Source organism: Kribbia dieselivorans NBRC 106261 (assembly GCF_001552435.1).
Taxonomy (GTDB): Bacteria; Actinomycetota; Actinomycetes; order Actinomycetales; family Dermatophilaceae; genus Kribbia; species Kribbia dieselivorans.
Window position 1 is genome coordinate 1 of sequence record NZ_BCRE01000227.1, and the last position, 4,422, is coordinate 4,422.

4 protein-coding genes are annotated in these 4,422 nt (G+C 69.2%); 3 read left to right on the plus strand and 1 reads right to left on the minus strand.

Features of this window, described 5'->3' with window-relative positions; genetic code table 11:
* Nucleotides 1-1,206: glycosyltransferase (locus KD1_RS14905; protein WP_157073392.1), on the minus strand; the 1,206-nt coding region annotated here is incomplete at its 3' end.
* A gap of 159 nt (nt 1,207-1,365) precedes the next feature.
* Between KD1_RS14905 and KD1_RS14910 the strand changes: the two genes are divergently transcribed.
* The 3 genes from KD1_RS14910 to KD1_RS14920 all read left to right on the plus strand — a co-directional run.
* Nucleotides 1,366-2,634 carry a nucleotide sugar dehydrogenase gene (locus KD1_RS14910; RefSeq protein ID WP_068403236.1) on the plus strand — a complete coding sequence of 423 codons (1,269 nt, stop codon included), beginning with the start codon at nt 1,366-1,368 and terminating at the stop codon, nt 2,632-2,634.
* Nucleotides 2,631-3,527, plus strand: coding sequence for an ABC transporter permease (locus KD1_RS14915; protein WP_068403238.1), 897 nt, complete (start codon nt 2,631-2,633; stop codon nt 3,525-3,527). The genes KD1_RS14910 and KD1_RS14915 overlap by 4 nt, the downstream gene beginning before the upstream one ends.
* Nucleotides 3,520-4,422: ABC transporter ATP-binding protein (locus KD1_RS14920; protein ID WP_083542519.1), on the plus strand; the 903-nt coding region annotated here is incomplete at its 3' end. The genes KD1_RS14915 and KD1_RS14920, both read left to right, overlap by 8 nt.

Consider the following 4,422-nt stretch of genomic DNA (forward strand, 5'->3'; position numbering starts at 1 on the left):
CTCGTCCGCCAGGGTGGCGCTCGGCCCGGGCGCGGCCCCCGCGAGATCGGCCACGAGCGCGGCGGCGGTCAGCCCGCCATCCGGCGTCGGCAACTCGGCACACGCGTCCCGCAACCGGTCGCGCTCGTGGTCGTCGACCAGACGCGACACCCCGGCCCGGATCGCCGATGGGTCGGTGTTGCTGGCCATGAGGCAGTACCCCGCGCGCGCCAGACGTCGCGCGCGGGCGGCCTGGTCGTCGGTACCGACCAGGCTCGGGATGAGCAGGGTCGGGATCTGCGATCCGAGCAGTTCGTGCACGGAGTTGTACCCGGCCGCCCCGATCGCTGCGTCGAACGCCGCCAGGGAGCGGGCCAGCGGGTAGGTGTCGCGCAGCAGCACGACATCGGCCCGGCCCGCACCCTCGCCGCCGGCATCGCCGCCGAGCCCCAGGGTGTGCTGCGCGATGGCCGGTGAGGTCACCGCCACCTGCCAGGACGGGTCGCGCCGATACAGCTCGGCGATGGCCACGCGGGCCGGGGTCTCGACTTGGCCCACCGCCCCCAGACCGGGGTTGAGCAGTAGGGTCTTGCGCTCCGGGTCCAGGCCGAGCGCGGCGGCCGCGGTCTCGCGGTCCTGCGGGCCGAGCACCGAGGTGATCGAGATCGGAGCGACGTGGACGGCATCGTCGCGGTCCGCCGTCGGGCCGTCGTCACCGGCGAAGTCGCCCGGCTCGATGACCAGGTCGAAGTCGGTGGATCTGGCGAGCCACGACGCTCCGATACCCGGGCGCCACATGCCCCGGCGTTGCCAGATGAAGGCGACGCCCGGCAGTGCCTTTCGCGCCTCCAGCAGCCCGTCGTAGGGCACGACCCCGTCGAAGACCACGGCTCGTGCGCCGGTCTCGGCGACCAGTGCCCGCAGCCGATCACGCAGGTACGGCTCCCACGCGTACTGCGGGTACCGCGAGCGCGCCGCCCGCAACGGCCCGCGGGCCGGCAGCCAACCGCTGAGCCGGCTCGGGCAGTACTCCGTACGCACCGACCGGTCCGCCAACTCCGGCAACCGCCCATCGGCGATCGCCGCGGCGACCGTCGGCAACGCGCCCGACAGCGAGAAGATGATCGGGTCGAGCGACTCGGGTGCCGAGAGCGCGAGCGTGAGCTGGCGGGTCAGGTGACCCATCCCGACTCCGTTGCTGGTCGCGAGGATCACCGGTGTCGACATGCGAGAAGTGTATGGACGCACGGCCGCGCGTGTACGTCGCCGTCCCCAGGCGACGATATGATCCCTGACAGCCGAGATGACGTGTGCATGCGCGTCTGACGAGCGGAGCGCCGTCCGACCACGCGTCGGGAGCGCTCCGAATCACGTGAGGAGACCAAGGTGACGGCTGACGTCGCGATTATCGGCCAGGGGTACGTCGGGTTGCCGCTGGCCAAGGAAGCAACCGCCGTCGGGCTCAAGGTCCTCGGCTATGACGTGAGCCAGCGCGTCGTGGATGGCCTCAACGCGGGCAAGTCCCACGTCGACGACCTGTCCGACCAGGACATCGCCACGATGATCGAGGGTGGCTTCCGCGCCACCACCGACCCGAGCGAACTCGGCCAGGCCAAGACGATCGTCATCTGCGTGCCGACCCCGCTCTCCGAGGACGGTGGCCCCGACCTGGGTCCGGTCAACTCCGCGGTGGCCGCCATCGCCGAGAACCTGCGCCCCGGCATGCTCATCATCCTCGAGTCCACGACCTATCCGGGCACCACCGACGAGGTCGTGCGCCCGGTGCTCGAGGCCGGCGGTCTCAAGGCCGGTGAGGACTTCTTCCTCGCCTTCTCCCCCGAGCGCATCGACCCGGGCAACGAGAAGTACGGCGCGAAGAACACCCCCAAGGTCGTCGGCGGGCACACCCCGGTCGACACCGAGAAGGCCGCCGAGTTCTACGGCCAGTTCGTCGACACGGTCGTGCGCACCAAGGGCACCCGCGAGGCCGAGACCGCCAAACTGCTCGAGAACACCTACCGGCACATCAACATCGCGCTGGTCAACGAGATGGCCCGGTTCTGCCACGACCTCGACATCGACCTGTGGGACGTCATCGAGGCCGCCAAGACCAAGCCGTTCGGCTTCCAGGCGTTCTACCCCGGCCCCGGCGTCGGCGGTCACTGCATCCCGATCGACCCGAACTACCTCTCCTACAACGTGCGCGCGAAGCTCGGCTACCCGTTCCGCTTCGTCGAGCTCGCCCAAGAGATCAACGCCACGATGCCGGCCTACGTCGTGCAGCGCGCGCAGAACCTGCTCAACGAGACCTCCAAGGCGCTCAAGGGTTCGACCGTGCTCCTGCTCGGCGTGACCTACAAGCCGAACATCGCCGATCAACGTGAGTCGCCCGCCGTGCCGCTGGCGCAGCAACTCATCGCCAAGGGCGCCGAGGTGCAGTTCCACGACCCGCGGGTCGAGGAGTGGTTCGGTGTCGCTGACGCGGCCCAGAAGATCGGCGACGCGGACCTTGAGCGCGCGATCTCCGAGGCCGACATCACGATCCTCGTGCAGAAGCACCGCGAGTACGACATCGACGCGCTCGCCGGGCTGTCGCAGGCGTTCCTCGACACCAGTGGCAAGGCGCAGGACGGCGACAAGGTCGAGCGTCTGTGACGAAGGTCCCCCAGTCGCTGGCGCCTGCGCCGGCCCTGGACCCCGTGGCGGCGGAGCAACTCGCCCGCCGCCACGACCTCGTCGCCCTCGGCGAACGCCCGCCCCTGGGCCGGTACCTCGTCGACGTCTGGAAACACCGCTCGTTCCTGTGGACGCTCTCGCGGGCCGAAACCGCGGCGAAGCACCAGACGAACCGGCTCGGGCAACTGTGGGCGTGGCTCAACCCGCTGCTGCTCATCGGCAGCTACTTCGTCGTCTTCGGCCTGATCATCCAGACGACCGGGACGATCCACAACAAGATCGGCTTCCTGGCCATCGGCGTGGTGCTCTTCCAGGTCATCTCGTCGGTGATCAACACCGGGTCGAAGTCGATCGTCTCGAACATGAACCTCATGCGCGCGCTGCACTTCCCGCGCGCGCTCCTGCCGTTGTCGGTGGCGTTGACGGAGTTCCTGGCCAACATTCCGGCGTTCATCGTGTTGTTCCTCGTCATGATCGTCACCGGCGAGCGCCCCAGCGTCGAATGGCTCCTCTTCCCGGTCTCGATCCTCATGCTCGTGATGATGCTGACCGGCATGGCCCTCATCGGCGCGCGAATCATCAACATCTCCCGCGACATCGGCAACCTCATCCCCGTGTCGCTGCGGCTGCTGCGCTACGTCTCGGGTGTCTTCTTCCCCATCGCGGAGAAGAGCCACGGCCTGGCGCAGATCATCCTCATGTACCAGCCGTTTGCGCTGCCGCTGCAGACCGCGCGTGAGGCGCTGATGTACGACCCCAGCCACGCGGTGCACTGGCCGCATTGGGCCGCGCAGGCCGGATGGTCGATCGGTTTCCTCCTCGTGGGGATCGTCGTCTTCTGGGTCGACGAGGCGAGGTACGGCCGTGGCTGATCCCACCGTCATCGTCTCCCACCTCGACATCACCTACCGCGTCGTGGGCGCCGACAAGCACAGCGCCGACGTCGACGACGATGCCGCCCTGGTCTCCAAGCTCTTCGCCCGCAGCCGCGACATCGGCCGGGTGCACGAGGTCCCGGCCGTGTGCGACATCTCCTTCGTCGCCCGCGACGGCGAGTCGATCGGCATCATCGGCCGGAACGGCTCGGGCAAGTCGACGCTGCTGCGAGCCGTCGCCGGCCTGATTCCGCCGACGAACGGGCGCGTCTGGGTCTCCGGTCGCCCGTCGTTGCTCGGGGTCAACGCGGTCCTCATGCCCAAACTCACCGGAGCGCGGAACATCGAGTTGGGATGCATGGCGCTTGGTATGACCCGTGAGCAGGTCCGGGAGAAGTTCGACGACATCGTCGAGTTCTCCGGCATCGGTGACGCGGTGTGGCTGCCGATGTCGACGTATTCGTCCGGGATGGCGGCGCGGTTGCGCTTCGCGATCTCGACCGCGGTCGCCCCCGACGTCCTCATGGTCGACGAGGCGTTGGCTACCGGTGACGCGGAGTTCCGGGCGCGGAGCACCGAACGGATCCAGGAGATCCGCGAGCAGGCCGGCACGGTGTTCCTCGTGTCGCACTCGAACTCGAACATCCGCGAGATCTGCACGCGGGTGCTGTGGATCGACCGTGGCACGCTCATCGCCGACGGCCCCACGGAGGATGTGCTCGAGGCGTACGAGGGATCGCTGCCGCGCAAACGCAGCAAGACCACCACCGCCCGCGACGGCCGCCCCGAGCCGGAGGTGCCCGGCGTGCCGCGCTGGACCGCCCCGACCGCGGCCGAGACCTCGGTCCTGCTCAGCGAGCACACCGCCGAGCCGGGGGTCGAGGCGGTCGTG